18 protein-coding genes are annotated in these 17,950 nt (G+C 47.8%); 16 read left to right on the plus strand and 2 right to left on the minus strand.

Features of this window, described 5'->3' with window-relative positions:
* Nucleotides 1-33 precede the first annotated feature (33 nt).
* The 13 genes from efp (at nucleotide 34) to spo0A (ending at nucleotide 12,292) form a co-directional block, all read left to right on the plus strand.
* Complete coding sequence (gene efp / locus ASG02_RS01660; RefSeq protein ID WP_023467577.1) at nucleotides 34-600, plus strand: elongation factor P; 567 nt, start codon at nucleotides 34-36, stop codon at nucleotides 598-600.
* A gap of 168 nt (nucleotides 601-768) precedes the next feature.
* A complete protein-coding gene (accB, locus tag ASG02_RS01665; RefSeq protein ID WP_035409101.1) occupies nucleotides 769-1,218 on the plus strand; it encodes an acetyl-CoA carboxylase biotin carboxyl carrier protein in 450 nt (149 codons plus the stop codon).
* A 15-nt stretch (nucleotides 1,219-1,233) separates the two neighbouring features.
* Nucleotides 1,234-2,586: an acetyl-CoA carboxylase biotin carboxylase subunit gene (gene accC / locus ASG02_RS01670; RefSeq protein WP_035409099.1), complete on the plus strand. Its 1,353-nt coding sequence runs from the start codon at nucleotides 1,234-1,236 to the stop codon at nucleotides 2,584-2,586.
* A gap of 123 nt (nucleotides 2,587-2,709) precedes the next feature.
* Nucleotides 2,710-3,111, plus strand: coding sequence for a transcription antitermination factor NusB (gene nusB, locus ASG02_RS01675; RefSeq protein WP_035409747.1), 402 nt, complete (start codon nucleotides 2,710-2,712; stop codon nucleotides 3,109-3,111).
* Between the two features lie 71 nt (nucleotides 3,112-3,182).
* A complete protein-coding gene (gene folD / locus ASG02_RS01680; protein WP_081780391.1) occupies nucleotides 3,183-4,016 on the plus strand; it encodes a bifunctional methylenetetrahydrofolate dehydrogenase/methenyltetrahydrofolate cyclohydrolase FolD in 834 nt (277 codons plus the stop codon).
* Nucleotides 4,013-5,335 carry an exodeoxyribonuclease VII large subunit gene (gene xseA, locus ASG02_RS01685; RefSeq protein WP_035409097.1) on the plus strand — a complete coding sequence of 441 codons (1,323 nt, stop codon included), beginning with the start codon at nucleotides 4,013-4,015 and terminating at the stop codon, nucleotides 5,333-5,335. The genes folD and xseA overlap by 4 nt, the downstream gene beginning before the upstream one ends.
* Nucleotides 5,336-5,337: 2 nt before the next feature.
* The gene (gene xseB / locus ASG02_RS01690; RefSeq protein ID WP_023467583.1) at nucleotides 5,338-5,559 is read left to right on the plus strand and encodes an exodeoxyribonuclease VII small subunit; all 222 of its coding nucleotides are present in this window, start codon (nucleotides 5,338-5,340) and stop codon (nucleotides 5,557-5,559) included.
* A complete protein-coding gene (locus ASG02_RS01695) occupies nucleotides 5,556-6,425 on the plus strand; it encodes a polyprenyl synthetase family protein (protein ID WP_056060223.1) in 870 nt (289 codons plus the stop codon). Before xseB ends, ASG02_RS01695 begins: the two co-directional genes overlap by 4 nt.
* 118 nt (nucleotides 6,426-6,543) lie before the next feature.
* Entirely contained in the window at nucleotides 6,544-8,430 is a 1,887-nt protein-coding gene (dxs, locus tag ASG02_RS01700; RefSeq protein WP_056060225.1) for a 1-deoxy-D-xylulose-5-phosphate synthase, read from the plus strand.
* Between the two features lie 6 nt (nucleotides 8,431-8,436).
* Entirely contained in the window at nucleotides 8,437-9,243 is an 807-nt protein-coding gene (locus tag ASG02_RS01705; RefSeq protein WP_035409090.1) for a TlyA family RNA methyltransferase, read from the plus strand.
* 154 nt (nucleotides 9,244-9,397) lie between these two features.
* Nucleotides 9,398-9,847 (plus strand): transcriptional regulator AhrC/ArgR, encoded by a 450-nt coding sequence (gene ahrC / locus ASG02_RS01710; RefSeq protein ID WP_035409088.1) that lies wholly within the window; start codon nucleotides 9,398-9,400, stop codon nucleotides 9,845-9,847.
* A 12-nt stretch (nucleotides 9,848-9,859) separates the two neighbouring features.
* On the plus strand, nucleotides 9,860-11,566 hold the full coding sequence (gene recN, locus ASG02_RS01715; protein WP_035409085.1) for a DNA repair protein RecN: 1,707 nt from the start codon (nucleotides 9,860-9,862) through the stop codon (nucleotides 11,564-11,566).
* Nucleotides 11,567-11,569: 3 nt separating this feature from the next.
* Nucleotides 11,570-12,292: a sporulation transcription factor Spo0A gene (gene spo0A, locus ASG02_RS01720; protein ID WP_035409083.1), complete on the plus strand. Its 723-nt coding sequence runs from the start codon at nucleotides 11,570-11,572 to the stop codon at nucleotides 12,290-12,292.
* 156 nt (nucleotides 12,293-12,448) lie between these two features.
* Here spo0A and ASG02_RS01725 read toward each other — a convergent pair whose 3' ends face one another.
* Complete coding sequence (locus ASG02_RS01725) at nucleotides 12,449-13,033, minus strand: dihydrofolate reductase family protein (RefSeq protein ID WP_056060228.1); 585 nt, start codon at nucleotides 13,031-13,033, stop codon at nucleotides 12,449-12,451.
* Between the two features lie 675 nt (nucleotides 13,034-13,708).
* Entirely contained in the window at nucleotides 13,709-13,963 is a 255-nt protein-coding gene (locus ASG02_RS01730) for a DUF2627 family protein (RefSeq protein WP_023467590.1), read from the minus strand.
* Nucleotides 13,964-14,085: 122 nt separating this feature from the next.
* Between ASG02_RS01730 and ASG02_RS01735 the strand changes: the two genes are divergently transcribed.
* The 3 genes from ASG02_RS01735 to ASG02_RS01745 all read left to right on the plus strand — a co-directional run bounded on the left by ASG02_RS01735 (nucleotide 14,086) and on the right by ASG02_RS01745 (nucleotide 17,944).
* The gene (locus tag ASG02_RS01735; protein WP_035409079.1) at nucleotides 14,086-15,741 is read left to right on the plus strand and encodes a sigma-54-dependent Fis family transcriptional regulator; all 1,656 of its coding nucleotides are present in this window, start codon (nucleotides 14,086-14,088) and stop codon (nucleotides 15,739-15,741) included.
* A gap of 144 nt (nucleotides 15,742-15,885) precedes the next feature.
* Nucleotides 15,886-16,806, plus strand: a complete 921-nt coding sequence (gene yqiS / locus ASG02_RS01740; protein ID WP_056060232.1) for a phosphate butyryltransferase — start codon at nucleotides 15,886-15,888, stop codon at nucleotides 16,804-16,806.
* 13 nt (nucleotides 16,807-16,819) lie between these two features.
* Entirely contained in the window at nucleotides 16,820-17,944 is a 1,125-nt protein-coding gene (locus tag ASG02_RS01745; protein ID WP_023467593.1) for a Glu/Leu/Phe/Val dehydrogenase, read from the plus strand.
* The last annotated feature ends 6 nt before the right edge of the window (nucleotides 17,945-17,950 follow it).

Consider the following 17,950-nt stretch of genomic DNA (forward strand, 5'->3'; position numbering starts at 1 on the left):
CAGAGTGACGGGACATTTTAGGAGGAACCATTCATGGTATCAGTAAACGATTTAAAAACAGGATTAACGATCAAAACTTCAGACGGTATGATTTGGCAAGTACTTGAATTCCAACATGTTAAACCAGGTAAAGGGGCAGCGTTCGTTCGGACGAAAATGCGTAATATCCGTAACGGGAACATCCAAGAGATGACATTCCGCGGCGGTGAGCGTGTCGAGCGTGCGCACATCGAGCGTAACAAGATGCAATACCTCTACCCAATGGGTGAGACATATGTCTTCATGGATACAGAATCTTACGAGCAGTTGGAATTGACGACGGCACAAGTCGAAGCAGCTCTTCCATACTTGCTTGAAAACATGGAAGTTCAAATCGCTGTTTATAACGGCGAAATCCTCGGTCTTGAATTACCTAACACGGTCGTCATGACGATCGTTGAAGCGGAGCCGGGCGTTAAAGGCGATACAGCTTCGAACGTCAAGAAAAACGCGACAGTAGAGACGGGACACATCATTCAAGTGCCACTCTTCATCGAAGCGGGCGAAAAAGTAACGGTTGATACACGTACAGGTGATTTCACAGGTCGTTACAACGGATAAGAACGAAACGACAAGACGTCTTTCACCTTTTGTTAGGTCGAGAGGCGTCTTTTTTCATCCAGCGTGACTTGCATCCAATGGTATGACCAGTTAATATAAGTATTTGAGTAGGCATTAGCACCTGGTATAATAATTGTGAATACAGCATAGATGGGGGAAGAATGACAGATGAAAATCGATCAGTTGAAACAAGTACTCGAAATGCTCGATCAGTCGAGTGTAAACGAACTCACACTTGAGACGGATACGTATAAATTGGAGTTAAAGAAACAAGGAGAGACGGTAACGGTCTCACACCAAGCACCCGCTGCACCGGTAGCAACACCTGCTCCTGTGAAACAAACAGCAGCACCTGTTGAAGAAGAAGCAGTCGCTGACGATACGATCACAATCAATGCATTAATGGTCGGGACGTTCTATTCTCGTCCAAATCCGGATAAACCGGCATACGTCAAAGTCGGGGATCAGATCGAAGTCGGTCAAGTCGTCTGTGTCCTTGAAGCAATGAAACTCTTCAATAACTTAAACTCGGAAGTATCTGGAACGGTCGTCGAGATTCTTGTCGCCGATGGAGATCTCGTTGAATTTGGTCAACCACTCTTCCGGATCCGTCCGTAAGCGGGGGTGAACAGCATGGAAAAATTATTGATTGCCAACCGTGGAGAAATTGCCGTCCGCATCATTCGAGCGGCAAAGGAACTTGGAATACAAACCGTTGCTGTCTACTCGACGGCGGATAAGGAAGCGTTACACGTTCGCTTAGCAGATGAGGCATATTGCATCGGTGAAGCAAGTTCTGCTTCATCCTACTTAAACGTTACGAACATCCTTGCGATCGCAACAAATCGTCAAGTCACGATGATCCACCCGGGTTATGGTTTCTTAGCTGAGAACGTCGATTTTGCCGAGATGTGTGAAGCGTGTGGGATTAAGTTCGTTGGTCCGACGTCGGATGCGATTCGTCAGATGGGGATCAAGGATGTCGCGAAAAAGACGATGATCGAATGCGGAGTACCCGTCGTGCCTGGTTCAGATGGAACGGTCACAGACGAAGAAGCGGTCGCACTGGCGCAAGAAATCGGTTATCCGGTCATCATCAAAGCGACAGCAGGTGGCGGTGGTAAAGGGATTCGGGTCGCTCGTTCGGAAGAAGAGTTGATCAATGGTCTAAGTGAGACGCGCCGTGAAGCGAAACAAGCCTTCGGAAACGGAGACGTATACTTAGAGCGCTTCATCGAAGAATTCCGCCATGTTGAAGTACAGGTACTTGCTGACCGGCATGGCAATGTCATTCATCTCGGTGAACGAGATTGTACCGTTCAGCGCCGGATGCAGAAACTGATTGAGGAAGCACCATCTCCTGCGGTCAGTGAAGCGACACGGTTGAAGATGGGCGAGGCTGCTGTAAAAGCAGCAAAAGCGATTCAGTATACGGGAGCTGGAACGATCGAATTCATCTTCGTCGAAGAGACGGAAGAATTCTTCTTCATGGAGATGAACACGCGCATTCAAGTGGAACATCCAGTAACGGAGATGATCACAGGGTTCGATCTCGTTCAAGCACAACTCCAAGTCGCGCTCGATCATCCACTTGCCGTTAAACAAAAGGATATCAAGTTCCATGGTCATTCGATTGAGTGCCGGATCAATGCCGAAGATCCAGACCATGATTTCCGTCCGTCTGCTGGACGTGTCACACAATATGTGACACCGGGCGGAATGGGCGTGCGCATCGATAGCGCGGTCTATCCAGGGTATATGATTCCACCATACTATGACTCGATGGTTGCAAAGTTGATCGTTCATGCAGAAACACGGGAAGAAGCATGCGCGAAAATGGAACGTGCGCTAGCTGAATTTTGGATCGAAGGTGTTAAAACGACGATCCCGTTCCACGAACGTGTTCTCAGTCACCCGGTATTCCGTCGTGGTACATTTACGACGAAATTCGCAGAGCGTGAGTTAAAAGGTACGATCGTAAACTGAATCAGGACGGGAGTTTGTGCGACGAACTCCCGTCTTTTTTTGGCGTTCTCTATGTTTTTTAAAAGAGGAATGTGCTAAACTAACTGATTGAGAACGACAAAAAAAGGAGCACGCAAAATCATGATGAAACGACACATGGCACGCGAACTCGCAGTCCAATCTTTGTTCCAAATGGAACTTTCGGATCTGACTGCACAAGAGGCCATTGAATTCGCGGTAGAAGGTAAGGAATACGATACATTCGTCGAGCAATTGGTGAACGGTGTCGAAACGAACAAAGAAACAATTGATCAGCATATTCGAGAAGCACTCGTCAACTGGTCGTTCGAGCGACTTGGAAACATCGAGCGGACGATTCTTCGCTTGGCCGTCTACGAATTGTTGTTCGAAACGAACATTCCGGTTCGAGTAACGATTAACGAAGCCATCGAATTGACGAAGGCGTTCGCAGATGAAGAAGCAACGAAAATTGTGAACGGTGTTCTTGGTAAAGTGGCACAAGGCGTCGTCAAAGAAAATTCATAAACCGATTTAAAACCGAATAGAGACAAACAGACAGAAGAGTGAATCGAACTTTTTGGGGGAGTGGACAAATCATGGCAGTAGTAATCGATGGAAAACAGGTAGCCCATTCATATCGTATGAAGCTGAAAGAAGAAGTCGCACGTCTGAAAGAACAGCGGATTCAACCGCAATTGACTGTCATCTTGATTGGTGAAGATCCAGCTAGTCAATCTTATGTACGCGGAAAAGAGAAGGCAGCGAAGGAAATCGGAATGGATTCAGAGTTGATCCGACTTCCGGCAGAAACAACGGAATCAGAACTCCTTCATTTGATTGAACGCCTGAACGTAGATGCGAGTGTCCACGGGATTCTCGTTCAATTGCCGTTGCCAGACCATATTGATGAGAGCAAGGTCATTTTTGCGATTTCTCCTGAAAAGGACGTCGATGGCTTCCATCCTGTCTCTGTCGGGAAGATGATGATTGGTGAACCGACATTTTTACCATGTACACCAAACGGTATTCTCCATCTCGTGAAAGAGATGAATGTACCGATCGCGGGTCAGCACGTCGTTGTCGTCGGACGGAGTCAAATCGTCGGAAAACCCGTCGGTATGTTGTTCTTGAATGAATCGGCTACCGTTTCATACTGTCATTCAAAAACTGCAGACCTCGGTGCGATGACACGCCAAGCGGATATCTTGATCGTCGCAGTCGGTGTACCGAAGCTGATTACTGCAGATATGGTGAAACCGGATGCTGTCGTCATTGACGTCGGTGTCAACCGTGTCGATGGTAAACTCGTCGGTGATGTTGATTTTGATACGGTACAAGACGTTGCATCGATGATTACACCTGTTCCGGGTGGCGTTGGTCCAATGACGATCACGATGTTACTGCATAACACGATCGAGGCCGCACAATGAGTGAACCTCTTCACGTTTCCGATTTAGTCCACTATGTCAAACGTGAATTAGAAGGTGACGCCCTTCTACAACAAGTCCAGGTGGTGGGAGAAGTGTCGAACTTTAAACGACACTCTTCCGGTCACCTTTATTTTACGTTGAAGGACGAACAGTCACGGATGAAAGCCGTCATGTTTGCTCGGGATGCGAGTCGGGTCAAGACAGACATACGCGACGGCATGCGTGTCGTCGTCACGGCACGCTTATCTGTCTACGTCTCTTCTGGAGAAATGCAACTCTATGTCGAACGGATGACGGAAGATGGTGTGGGCGCGTTATACGAGGCGTTTTCTCGCCTGAAAATGGATCTTGAAGAACGTGGTTGGTTTGATCCTGCGATCAAACAACCGTTGCCTGCTTTTCCGGATCGGATCGGGATCATCACATCGCCAAAAGGAGCGGCGCTTCATGACATTGCAACGACACTCCGGCGTCGTTATCCGCAAGCAGCCATCGTCTTCGCGCCGGTTCTTGTACAAGGAGCAGACGCGGCACCACAAATCAGTCGTGCTATTCAACTGATGAACGAGCATGCTGCCTGTGATGTGTTGATCATTGGTCGTGGTGGCGGTTCGATCGAAGAGTTGTGGGCATTCAATGAAATGTCTGTCGTGACAGCCGTGTTTGAATCCCGTATCCCAATCGTCTCTGCTGTCGGACATGAGACTGATTTTACGATCAGTGATTTCGTCGCCGACGTTCGTGCTGCTACACCAACAGCGGCGGCAGAACTTGTCACTCCGGAAGCAGAGGCACTCGTCCGTCGTGTCCAGGATGTAGAGCGACGTTTGGAACGAACGTATACACAACTCCTTAAGAGTAAACAGGAGCAAGTGACACGTCTAGCCGCGAGTTACGGTCTTAAATCGCCACGTGTTTTACTCGGACTAAAGCAGGAACAACTGGACCGGACGGAAATGTTGCTCCAAAAAGAGATGCAGTATATCGTGACTCAAAACCGACAGCAGGTGGAGCGTCTTCACACACGTTTAATGCGAATACCAGTACGTGATCGATTCGTACAACAACGAGCAACGATTGAACAGTCGCGTCGTCGACTCGAAATCGTGCGTCGGCTTTTGCAATCGAAACAACAACAAGTGCGTCATGTGCTCGCGCGACTCGACTCCGTCAGTCCGACGCATGTCCTGATGCGCGGCTATACGTATGTCGAACAGGATGGACAAATTGTTCGTTCCGCGAAGGCATTAACAGCGTCTTCGTTCGATATCCGATTCCATGATGGAACGATTCGTGCCAAACGAGAGGATGGGGAGTAAGGATGGAGACGGAACAATCTTTTGAAGAAGCACTAGAACGACTAGAAGAGATCGTCACGTTACTCGAAGAGGGCGAAGCTCCGCTAGAACAAGCGATGGCTCTTTATGAAGAGGGCGTCAAATTGACAGCTCTTTGCCAAGGAAAGTTATCCGTTGCTGAGAAAAAACTCGATCAGATCCTGGAGCAAGATGGTACGCTGCGGGAAAAAGGAGGAGCACAATGATTGCCTTGCATGAATGGAAGACACAAGTCGAAAACAAAATGGCAGAGTTCATGGAGCGACTCGATGCACCCGACCGTTTACGTGACTCAATGCGGTATTCACTTGATGCCGGTGGGAAACGGATTCGTCCGGCCTTGATTTATGCAGTACTCGATGCCTTCTCAATCGACCGCTCAAAAGGAGATGCTACTGCTGCGGCACTTGAGATGATTCATACATATTCGCTGATTCATGATGACCTTCCGGCAATGGACGATGATGATCTCCGTAGAGGTCGTCCGACGAATCATATTGCTTTTGATGAAGCGACAGCGATTTTAGCAGGGGACGCATTGCTCACGAACGCATTCAGCTGCCTCCTCGAGACACCAGCTTCGCCAGAAGTGAAGCTTGCGCTCGTCGAACGATTAGCGGCGGCGGCAGGAGCTTCTGGTATGGTCGGCGGACAACTCGATGATATGCTCGGTGAGCGTGGTGGCATAAATGATGTAGCGGAGCTAGAATCGATTCATCGTCGAAAAACAGGAGCACTTCTCGTCTTTGCGGTCGAAGCAGGCGGGTTGCTCGCCGCAGTTAGTCCGACAGATCTTGAGCACCTGCATCAATATGGTCGCCATCTCGGCATTGCTTTTCAAATTCAAGATGACATCTTAGACGTGACAGGAGATGCTGAAAAAATCGGCAAGCCGGTTGGTAGTGATGAAGAAAATGAAAAAGCGACGTATCCGAAACTCCTCGGTCTTGAAGGTGCGAAACGTGCACTGACAGCTCAGGTAGAAGCAGCAGAACAGGCGATTGAAGCACTATCGGTCGAAGCGACGACACTTAAGGAACTGCTAGACTTCGTGGTCAAGCGTGACCATTAAGCAGGACGACGCATCGTGCGTCGTCTTTTTCTATGCTGACAATGGCGCTCGATAGATTGTTCTAGTACAATGTAGGGTACAAACCCTATAAGATTGTAAGGAAAAGAGGCGGTAAGGTATGAAATTGACAGAAATACAGGATCCGTCATTTTTAAAGCGTATGTCGGTCTCCGAACTCGAAGTTTTCGCAGGCGATATTCGACGCTTTTTGATTGAAGAATTAGCGACGACAGGTGGGCACTTGGCACCGAATCTTGGAGTCGTCGAGTTAACGCTTGCACTGCATCGTGAATTCGACAGTCCAAATGACAAGTTCGTCTGGGACGTCGGACACCAAGCCTATGTGCACAAGATTCTCACAGGACGCGCGAGCCAGTTTGATACGCTCCGTCAGCATAAAGGACTTTGTGGATTTCCGAAACGCAATGAAAGCGTGCATGACGTCTGGGAGACAGGGCATAGCTCGACGTCCTTGTCAGCAGCAATGGGGATTGCTGTTTCAAACGAATTGAGCGGTAAGGATGACCGCGCAGTCGCGATCATCGGTGACGGGGCGTTAACAGGCGGTATGGCCCTCGAAGCATTGAATCACATCGGAGCAGAGCAACAAAACGTCATCGTCATCTTAAATGACAACGAGATGTCGATTGCACCAAACGTCGGTGCGATGCATCAAATGCTAGGACGGATTCGTTCATCGCGAAAAGTACGTTTTGCGCAAGACGAGCTTGAAGCATTGATCAAAAAGATTCCGGTCATTGGCGGACGTTTGGAAAAAGGAAGCGAGAAATTGAAAGAAGCCGTCAAGGGAGCGCTCGTTCCTGGGATGTTCTTTGAAGAACTTGGTTTCAACTATTACGGTCCGGTCGATGGACACGATCTTAATGATTTGATCGAACAGCTCAATTACGTGAAAAAAGAAGAAGGACCTGTCCTGCTTCATGTCATCACGAAAAAAGGGAAAGGTTATCGTCCGGCAGAGTTTGACGGGGTCGGTACATGGCACGGTCTTGGACCATACAAGATGGAGTCCGGCGAAGTCATCAAAGGAAAATCAAAAGCACCAAGTTATTCCTTTACGGTAGCGGATACCTTGACGAAGATGGCACGCGACGATGAAAAGCTGACGTTGATCACACCAGCGATGAGTGTTGGCTCAAAACTCGATTGTTTTGAAAAAGAATTCCCAGAGCGGATGTTTGACGTTGGGATCGCGGAACAACATGCTGTCACGTTCGCAGCTGGTCAAGCGACGCAAGGCATGAAACCCGTTGTATCAATCTACTCGACGTTCTTCCAGCGCGCATACGATCAACTCGTGCATGACGTGGCGCGTCAAAATCTAGACGTAACGTTTACGATTGACCGATCAGGTCTTGTTGGAGCAGATGGAGAGACACACCAAGGGGTCTTCGATATTGCTTTCATGCGCCACGTGCCGAATATTCGAATCGTCATGGCAAAGGATGAGAATGAACTACAGCACTTGCTCTATTCAGCTGTTAAATACGAAGGACCAATCGCCGTTCGTTTCCCGCGTGGCGAAGGACTTGGTGTACCAATGGATGAGACATTGCATGAAATTTCGCTCGATACGTGGGAAGTTGAACGTGAAGGAACAGATGTCGCCATCCTTGCATTCGGACCACAAGTGCAAGACGCGCTCAAAATCGCGGATCTCTTAGCAGGCGAATTATCAGTTCGTGTCATCAATGCCCGGACGATCAAACCGCTTGATGAGAAGATGCTGAACGCTCTTTACGCAGAGGGAATTCCACTTGTGACACTGGAAGAAGCCGTCCTAAAAGGTGGATTCGGATCAGCTGTCCTTGAGCATGCGAACGAGCAGGAAGCATTCCCACGCGTCAAACGCTTCGGTATTCCGGATTGGTATATCGAGCACGGCGGTGTGAATGAGTTGCTGGAAGAAATTGGACTATTACCTGGACAAATCGCAGAAGAAGTACGCGCTTTCGTCAATCAAGGAAAGAAACAGAGTGTGTGACGATTCATGGAAAATGTAAAGAAAATCCGCCTCGACGTTCTTCTCGTCGAGCGCGGTTTGTTTGAAACGCGTGAAAAAGCGAAACGGTCGATCATGGCTGGACTCGTCTTTAGTGGTACGGAACGATTGGAGAAGGCCGGTGAAAAGGTCAAGTCCGATATCGATTTGCATGTTAAAGGTCAGTTGATGCCTTACGTGGGGCGTGGTGGCTTTAAGATGGAAAAGGCACTTCAAGTATTCGATTTTGATGTCACGGGTAAAACAGGTCTCGATATCGGATCGTCGACAGGTGGTTTTACCGACTGCTCCTTACAAAATGGAGCAGCACATATGTATGCACTTGATGTCGGTTCCAATCAGCTGGACTGGAAGCTTCGCTCGGATGACCGCGTGACGGTGATGGAAAAAACGAACTTCCGGCATGCGACACCAGACATGTTCCCTGTCGCGCCGCAGTTTGCGACGATCGATGTCTCGTTCATTTCATTACGTTTGATGCTTCCGCCATTGAAGATGATCCTCGTTGAAGGAGGAGACGTCATGGCGCTCGTCAAACCGCAATTCGAAGCAGGTCGTGAGGATATCGGTAAAAAAGGCATCGTGCGTGATGAGCGGATTCATGTCCGAGTTCTCGATGAGATGATCGAATTCTTCATTCAACAAGGGTTCTATGTCAAGCAGCTCGACTATTCTCCGATTACCGGTGGAGAGGGCAACATTGAGTTCTTGTTGCATGCACGCCTTGGTCAACCAGGGCTTGATCCGTCCGTTCATGCGACGGAGACGGTCAAGCTAGCGCATGCTAGTCTTTAAACGAACAGATGATAACGAAGACGGATCCGGTTCATGGGTCCGTCTTCCTTGTTGTGTGGCACGATGAAAACCGGATAATAAAATGGGAAACGTGGACTTTTGATGATTTATTGGATTACAATAGTAACATCGAAGAATACTGTGAGGTGCAGGAATGACAAAGGGGCAACGGTTGATTAAGATTCGGGAGATCATCACCCAATCAGAAGTAGAAACCCAGGATGAATTGGTAGAGGAATTACGGAATGCAGGATATAAGGTGACACAGGCAACGGTATCACGAGATATCAAGGAACTCCATCTCGTGAAGGTCCCGTTGAATGATGGACGTTATAAATATAGCTTACCCGCCGACCAACGCTTCAACCCACTCGGGAAATTGCGGCGTCTGCTCGGAGATAGCTTCATCTCGATTGATTCTGCTCAAAATCTGATTGTCATGCATGTCCTGCCGGGAAATGCGAATGCAGTCGCTGTCTTACTAGACCATTTGAGCTGGAGCGAACTGCTTGGAACGGTGTGTGGGGACGATACGATCCTATTGATTGCACGAAGTGAGGGACAAGCGAAAGAAGTGACGGAACGAATTTTAGAAATGCTGTAAGGAGTTGACAGGATGCTAGCTGAATTATCGATCAAACAATTTGCGATCATTGACGAGCTACAGATCGACTTTAAAAAAGGAATGACCGTCTTGACTGGGGAAACAGGTGCCGGTAAATCGATCGTTCTCGATGCGATCGGATTATTAATTGGTGGACGTGGATCCGCGGAATTCGTTCGATACGGGGAAGATCGGGCGGAACTAGAAGGATTGTTTCTGATTGAAGACGACCATCTCGTCTATGATCTTGCAGAAGAGTATGGCATCGATATCGAAGACGGATTGATCATCTTGCGACGTGATCTGTTCGCGACAGGAAAAAGTGTCTGTCGCGTCAACAATAAGCTGGTCACACTGACGATTTTACGTGAGTTCGGACGTGTCCTCGTCGATATGCACGGGCAACATGAACATCAGCATTTAATGGACAGTACGTACCATCAAGCGATTCTCGATGACTTCGCGCAAGAGGCGATCGCGCCACTCCTTCAAGCCTATCAGTCCGGTTATCAAACGTATGAAGAAAAACGGACGGCGCTACAATCGCTCGCACAAAGCGAGCAAGAACTCGCCCAACGGATCGACTTGTTATCGTTTCAGACCGAAGAGATCGAGGGCGCAAAACTTCGAGCACATGAGGAAGATGAGTTACTCGTCGAGCGGAATCGTCTTGCGAACTTCGAGAAGTTATATGCGTCGTTGAAGACAGCCTATGACGCCTTACACGATGAGATGCGCGGCATCGATTCCGTTGGAGACGCGATGCGTGAACTACAACAAGCATCAAGCATCGACGAACAGTTTTCTCAGCAAAGTGACGCGATCGCAAGCGCCTTTTATGGACTAGAAGAAGTCGGTTATGCCATTCGAGATCAACTCGAAACACTTGAGTTCGATTCCAATCGACTCGATGAGATCGAACAACGTTTGTCCGTCTTCCAACAGCTGAAACGAAAATACGGAGCGACGATTGAGGAAGTCATCGCTTACGGTGAAAAAATTCGGATTGAACTTGATACGATGACAAATCGAGATGAACGAATTGAACGCTTAAAAACCGAAGTCGAACAGCTCGAAAGCGAATTGTTTGAAATTGGTGGTCGACTCTCACAACAGCGTCGCAAAGCGGCAGTTCAATTAAGTGAAGCGATTCATTTGGAGTTGCGTGAGCTTTACATGGAGAAGGCGCGGTTTGAAATTCGTTTTCTTCAAGACGGAAAGACACCGATGCTACGCAAGAACGGGATCGACCATGTGGAATTCTTCATCATGACGAATGCGGGAGAGCCATTCAAGTCGCTCGGAAAAGTTGCATCGGGCGGGGAATTATCTCGTATCATGCTTGGACTGAAGTCGATCTTCTCGCGCTCGGTCGGAGTCGCCTCAATCATATTCGATGAAGTCGATACGGGTGTTTCGGGTCGTGTTGCACAAGCGATGGCAGAAAAAATCTATCGTTTGTCGGTAGACGGACAAGTGCTTTGTATTACGCACTTACCACAAGTCGCTTCGATGGCGGATCAACATCTCTATATTCGAAAGATTGAGGAGACGGATCGTACGACGACCCAAGTCAACGTCTTGTCTCAAGCAGATCGAGGGAACGAACTTGGACGGATGATTTCCGGTGCCCATATGACGGATTTGACATTACGGCATGCCGAGGAATTGATGGATCAGGCGAAGACGATGAAAGAATCGCTTAAAAATGGGGTGTAAGGATTGATTAAAGTCGGGATAGCAGATGATAATCGCGAAATGGTCGAACTGATTCGCCAGCATATCTCTGCGCAAGAAGACATGGAAGTCGTTTGCGTCGCCTACAATGGCGAGAGTTGTCTCGAACGCATGAAAGAACATGAGGTGGATGTATTGCTCCTCGACATCATCATGCCTCATTTAGATGGGCTTGGTGTGCTCGAAGAATTGATGAAGAAAAAGAAGAATCCTGCTGTCATCATGTTGAGTGCTTTCGGTAAGGACGAGGTCTCACAACAGGCGGTCACCCTTGGAGCATCATACTTCTTACTTAAACCGTTCAGCATGGATCAGCTCGTTCAAAAAATTCGTCTCGTGACGAATCAAGGACAAGCTCCGGCGATCGAAACGATTGATCTAAAAGTCGGCTCGACGCTTCGAGAAGTGGGAATCGCTCCGCATATCAAAGGGTTTACGTATTTAAAAGACGCTGTCTTAATGGTGCTTGAACGGGAAGATCTACTCGGATTGATCACAAAGGAACTCTATCCGACGATTGCGAAAAAACATCAAACAACAGCTTCTCGCGTCGAACGAGCGATGCGTCATGCCATCAAGTCCGCCTGGAACGAAGGAATGCAGCAACACGAGTTGTTTAACGGTCGGATCGAACAAGAGAAGAGTCCAAAGAACTCGGAATTCATCTCGTATGTATCGAGTCATATGAATCAAGAACAATCCGGTTGAAGCCATATACCGTCTAATTCATAAAAGGCGCCAGACTGAAGATAAAGTGCAGTTTTTCTCTTGACGAGAAAGATTGCACTTTTTTTGTCCATCTCGAATCGCTACGCTTCTTTCCTCTTTCTTTCTGGTAAAAGGCAGAATCTAAACGATAACGGTTTATATTTGATTCTTATTTCGTTCATAGCGAATGATTGACACTCCGTTATCAAACGTGTGTTGTTCCATGACGTTCCAAGTGAGGGGAACCATTCTTTGATCGGGAAAGAGACGCTTACCGGAACCGATGATGACAGGATAATGGATCAAGCGAAGCTCATCGATCAAATCCGCTTGATAAAGTGTATGAACGAGTTCACTACTGCCCCAGATATGGAACGGTGGGCCATCCTGTTGTTTCAAAAGCTTTAGTTCAGAAGTCGGATGCTTCAAACAAGTTGTCGGCTGCCAAAGGACAGGTAGTGCATGACGCGTGGCGACATACTTCATGGCATGATCGGCAATCGGCCAGACATCTGAGTGGAGTGGCCAATAACTTGCCCATTGTTCGTAAGTCGCACGACCGAGCAACAGAGAGCAGTCCTCATGCATCCATCCGCGAATGACTTTACCGATTTCAGGATGTTGAAAAGGAACGGTCCAGCCACCATGTTCGAAATCGTTGCTTACATCCTCCTCCTTTCCACTCGGTGCTTGAACGACACCATCTAAAGATAGATGTTCGAATACGATGACTTTTCGCATACAAGATCTCCTTTCGAATGCACTCTTTCTACAGCATACGGTAGAAATCAAAAAAAATAAAAGCGTTTGCAAATAAATATTGCATAAACTGAAATGTTTGTTATAATAAAGGTACCAAATGATTTGGCAAGACGTCAGATGAACGTCGAGTCGGCGAGGACTCCGGAAATCCCGTTGATGAATATCATCTCAGAACGCCAACTGTAAATGGCTCAAGAATGCCGGACGACATTCTCTTGGTAGAAGTCGTACCAAGGTATCTTGTTCATTCTAGATGGGAAATCTCGAATGAATGGGAGCTTCCATGATTTCGAAGCTAGGGAAAAGTGGAAGGTAACGGATCGTCTAAAATGAAAAGTACAGTTCGTGAAAAGGAGTGTTGTCTAGCAGTGATTGTTAGCAACCGAATGTTTGACTGCTTCAAGCGGATGACATTACGCTCCACCTAGGTCCCGAGTACAGTCAGATGATGGAACTGAAATACCATTCTATCGTTAGCTCGATAGCCAGATCTGATTTCTTTCCACCTCTTCATTAAGAGGAACACCTAAGGTTTTGGAGTACACGAATAGTTCTAACTATGAGAGGAGTTCATCCGTAAGTGAAACCAATTTTATACGAGTAAAAGGTCCCGCGCTTGAAATGAGTTCAAGAGATGGGGACCTTTTTCTGTGTTTATTTTTTTTGATAGCGGTCGGAGACTTTTCCACGTTTTCGATCGCGATAAAAGACATATCCTGCGACAAATCCAATACCACCCATCGCAAGAATCAACCCAACGAGACCTTGCAATACATATACGTAAGCCGCATCGCCTAAGTATTTAAACGGCACTTGCGCAATTAGAAAGACACTGTCGCGCATGAGCTTAATACCAATCGCGCCGATGATGCCGGGGATTAATAATGAGAGCAAACCAATGATACGCATAGGACGCCACTCCTTTCCAAGCGTATTGTATCAAAAAATCGATCGTTCTGCGAATCGGGTTTGCTTCCCTTTTTTATTCCGAGTAGGATAGAAATGTAAGCAGTTTCAAAGGGGGAATTTATATGCATCATCTACTCGTCGTCGGAGCAGGTCAAGGGGGAACAGAGGTCTTGCACGCATTTCAACGTTCACCACTATTAACGGTCATCGGTCTTGTTGATCCAAACATGGAGGCGCCTGGGGTAGCGCTTGCACGGCGCGCGGACATTCGGATCGAAACGAACTGGTCAGCATTCGAAGGAGCAGACGTCGATTTCATCATTGACGCTACGGGAGAAAGTGGCGTACTCGAACAATTAATCCATGATTTTCCGGGAGCGGCGGTCTTACCGGGTGAATTCGTCAGAGTGTTACTTGAGCGTCTGACTGAAAAAGAGAAAATGCTCGAAGCAATCATTCATTGTACGAGCGAAGCGATTTCCGTCGCCGATCAAGACGGACAGACGATGCTGATTAATCCGGCGTATACGCGAATGACCGGTTTCACAGAACGAGATGTCGTCGGAAAACCGGCTAGCGCCGATATCGGGATGCAGGAATCCGTTCATTTGAAAGTCTTGAACACAGGCGAGAACGTGCGAGATGTTCGTATGAAGATCGGACAAGATCAACGCGATATCATCGTCAACGCAGCACCTGTCATCGTCGATGGACAAGTCCGCGGTTCCGTTGGGGTCATTCGAGATATTTCGGAAATGAAGGCTCTAGCAAAAGAATTAAAGGCAGCGCGACAAAAAATCCGGACACTCGAAGCTAAATATACATTCGATGATATCATCGCCGAGAGTGAAGCAATGCGCTTCGTCGTCGATCAAGCGAAGCTTGCGGCAACGATGCCAGTCAACGTCTTGATTCGCGGTGAATCCGGAACCGGTAAAGAACTGTTCGCACATGCGATACATGCAGCGAGCGAACGCAAATATGAACAATTCGTCCGCGTCAACTGTGCGGCGATTGCACCGACGTTACTCGAAAGTGAACTATTCGGGTACGAGGAAGGCGCGTTCTCAGGAGCGCGGCGCGGCGGGAAACGGGGATATTTCGAAGAAGCACACGGAGGTTCGCTATTCTTAGATGAGATCGGCGAATTGCCACTCGACGTCCAAGCCAAACTGTTACGGGTGTTACAGGAAAATGAAGTCGTCCGTGTCGGTGGCACGAAGGCGATTCCAGTCGATGTCCGCATCATCGCGGCGACGAATGCCAATCTCGAACAAAAAATCATCATGAATGAGTTCCGAGAAGATCTTTACTACCGGATTAATCGTTTACCGATTCACATACCGGCACTACGTGAGCGTCCGGATGATATCGCACCGTTAACCTTACACCTACTCCGCAAATTGAATCAAAGTTATGGACGATCGGTCGGACGGATCTCGGATGATGTACTCGAAGCAATGAAGAAGCAACCGTGGAAAGGAAACGTCCGCGAGCTTGAGAATGTCATCGGTCGCGCATTGATTTTTACGGATAAAACAGAAACGGTTTTACGAAAAGGACATCTTCAACTTGTCGTGCCACAAACAACAAAAGTCACGACGAGACAGAAAAAGGAAATCAAACATTTATCCGACGAGATGTCTCACGTCGAAGAACGATTGATCCGGGAAGCGCTTACTGCTTTTAATGGCAACAAAACAGAAGCCGCAAAACAACTTGGGATTTCTCTCCGGGCACTTTATTACAAAGTGGAACGATTTAACATTTATTCATGAAGCGCAAATTTTTGCGTGCAATATATTGCAAAAAATGCAAAAGCGTGCAAAATTAAAGACGTTCTTGCTTATCCTACCGTCTCTTTTGAATTGGCACGAAAATTGCTATTACTATTTATGTATGACAGGTAAGGGGGGAATACAGTGAGATTCAGTGAAATGGTCGAGCAGGCAGCTCGACTCGAAGATTCCGTCGTTGCGATTGCAGCTGCGGATGACGAAGAAGTGATGGATGCTGTCGCATTAGCAATTGAAAACGATTTAGCGCGTTTTCATTTGTTCGGGGATGCGACACGGATTCAGCAGATGATTCAAAAACGGACATTACGAGAGTCGCAGTTCGTGATCACCCACACCTCTACATCGCAAGAAGCGGCAGAGCGTGCCGCTCATGCCGTTCGCAAAGGGGATGCGAGTGTCTTGATGAAAGGTCTTGTTCCGACAGCGATGTTCATGAAAGCTGTCTTGAACAAAGAAACGGGTCTGCGTTCTGGAAATGTCCTGTCGCATGTCGCGTTGTTCGAAGTGCCAGGGCGTGAATCAGCGATCGGATTGACCGATGCAGCGATTCATATCCAACCGTCACTCGAAGATAAGGTAAAAATTATCGAAAACGGTGTCTCCGCCTTACGAGCGCTTGGATACGGATTACCGAAAGTCGCAGTCTTAGCAGCCGTCGAAGTCGTCAATCCGACGATGCAGGCAACGATAGATGCTGCCCTACTGACGCAAATGAACCGACGTGGTCAAATCAAGGATTGCCTTGTAGACGGACCACTTGCGCTCGACAATGCCGTGAATCTCGTCGCTGCCCAGCAAAAAGGCTTGACGGGAGACGTAGCAGGGCAGGCGGATTTACTCGTCGTTCCGCAAATCGAAGTTGGGAACGTTATCTACAAATCGCTCATGTATTTCGCACATGCCTCGGTGGCGGCGATTCTCGTCGGAGCGCGGGCTCCAGTTGTATTGACAAGCCGCGCCGATACAGCAGAAGCAAAAATGTACTCACTAGCCTTTGCGCTATTAAATGCTCAACAGACGAAAAAAGTAAAACAAACAATCTGAGGAGGAACTTAAAATGGTCGAAACAAATGTAGAATCACGCTTCAGTATCTTTGAAACAATGGAGATGGAAGATTACGAACAAGTTGTTTTTTGCCACGATAAAGTATCTGGATTAAAAGCAATCATCGCGATTCATGACACGACACTCGGACCGGCACTCGGTGGACTTCGTATGTGGAATTATGCATCTGATGAAGAGGCATTGATTGATGCGCTCCGTTTATCAAAAGGGATGACGTATAAGAATGCAGCCGCTGGTTTGAACCTTGGTGGTGGCAAAGCTGTCATCATCGGCGATGCGAAGACACAAAAATCAGAAGCACTCTTCCGGGCATTCGGACGTTACGTCCAGTCACTGAACGGTCGTTATATTACAGCAGAAGATGTCAATACGACGGTTGCAGACATGGATTATATCCATATGGAGACAGATTTCGTCACTGGTGTCAGCCCAGCATTCGGATCAAGTGGTAACCCATCACCAGTTACGGCATACGGAGTCTACCGTGGTATGAAAGCAGCGGCAAAAGAAGTGTACGGAACAGATTCACTTGGTGGCAAAACGATTGCGATCCAAGGAGTTGGTAACGTTGCCTTCAATCTATGCCGTCATTTGCATGAAGAAGGGGCGAAACTGATCGTCACGGACATCAACCAAGAAGCACTTCAACGTGCAGAAGAAGCATTCGGTGCCTTGATCGTCGCACCAGAAGACATTTATAGCGTCGAAGCGGACATCTTTGCGCCATGTGCCCTCGGTGCGACATTAAACGACGAGACGATTCCACAATTGAAAGTCAAAATCATCGCTGGTGCGGCAAATAACCAACTTAAAGAAGACCGTCACGGTGACATGCTCGAAGAACGCGATATCTTATACGTACCAGACTTCGTCATCAATGCGGGTGGTGTCATCAACGTTGCTGATGAACTCGACGGATACAACCGTGATCGTGCCATGAAAAAAGTCGAACTCGTCTACGACGCGGTCACAAAAGTATTCGAGATCGCAAAACGCGATCATTTACCGACATATCGTGCTGCTGAGAAAATGGCAGAAGAGCGTATCGCAACAATGCGTAGTGCCCGCAGCCAATTCTTACGTCGTGATAAAAACATTCTAGGATCACGCGGCTGATCAGAG

Source organism: Exiguobacterium sp. Leaf196 (genome assembly GCF_001423965.1).
Taxonomy (GTDB): Bacteria; Bacillota; Bacilli; order Exiguobacteriales; family Exiguobacteriaceae; genus Exiguobacterium_A.

Excerpts from the sequence above, each read along its gene's own strand:
- efp (WP_023467577.1), top strand. The coding sequence starts at position 34 with ATGGTATCAGTAAACGATTTAAAAACAGGATTAACGATCAAAACTTCA.
- accB (WP_035409101.1), top strand. The coding sequence starts at position 769 with ATGAAAATCGATCAGTTGAAACAAGTACTCGAAATGCTCGATCAGTCG.
- accC (WP_035409099.1), top strand. The coding sequence starts at position 1,234 with ATGGAAAAATTATTGATTGCCAACCGTGGAGAAATTGCCGTCCGCATC.
- nusB (WP_035409747.1), top strand. The coding sequence starts at position 2,710 with ATGAAACGACACATGGCACGCGAACTCGCAGTCCAATCTTTGTTCCAA.
- folD (WP_081780391.1), top strand. The coding sequence starts at position 3,183 with ATGGCAGTAGTAATCGATGGAAAACAGGTAGCCCATTCATATCGTATG.
- xseA (WP_035409097.1), top strand. The coding sequence starts at position 4,013 with ATGAGTGAACCTCTTCACGTTTCCGATTTAGTCCACTATGTCAAACGT.
- xseB (WP_023467583.1), top strand. The coding sequence starts at position 5,338 with ATGGAGACGGAACAATCTTTTGAAGAAGCACTAGAACGACTAGAAGAG.
- ASG02_RS01695 (WP_056060223.1), top strand. The coding sequence starts at position 5,556 with ATGATTGCCTTGCATGAATGGAAGACACAAGTCGAAAACAAAATGGCA.
- dxs (WP_056060225.1), top strand. The coding sequence starts at position 6,544 with ATGAAATTGACAGAAATACAGGATCCGTCATTTTTAAAGCGTATGTCG.
- ASG02_RS01705 (WP_035409090.1), top strand. The coding sequence starts at position 8,437 with ATGGAAAATGTAAAGAAAATCCGCCTCGACGTTCTTCTCGTCGAGCGC.
- ahrC (WP_035409088.1), top strand. The coding sequence starts at position 9,398 with ATGACAAAGGGGCAACGGTTGATTAAGATTCGGGAGATCATCACCCAA.
- recN (WP_035409085.1), top strand. The coding sequence starts at position 9,860 with ATGCTAGCTGAATTATCGATCAAACAATTTGCGATCATTGACGAGCTA.
- ASG02_RS01725 (WP_056060228.1), bottom strand. The coding sequence starts at position 13,033 with ATGCGAAAAGTCATCGTATTCGAACATCTATCTTTAGATGGTGTCGTT.
- ASG02_RS01730 (WP_023467590.1), bottom strand. The coding sequence starts at position 13,963 with ATGCGTATCATTGGTTTGCTCTCATTATTAATCCCCGGCATCATCGGC.
- ASG02_RS01735 (WP_035409079.1), top strand. The coding sequence starts at position 14,086 with ATGCATCATCTACTCGTCGTCGGAGCAGGTCAAGGGGGAACAGAGGTC.
- ASG02_RS01745 (WP_023467593.1), top strand. The coding sequence starts at position 16,820 with ATGGTCGAAACAAATGTAGAATCACGCTTCAGTATCTTTGAAACAATG.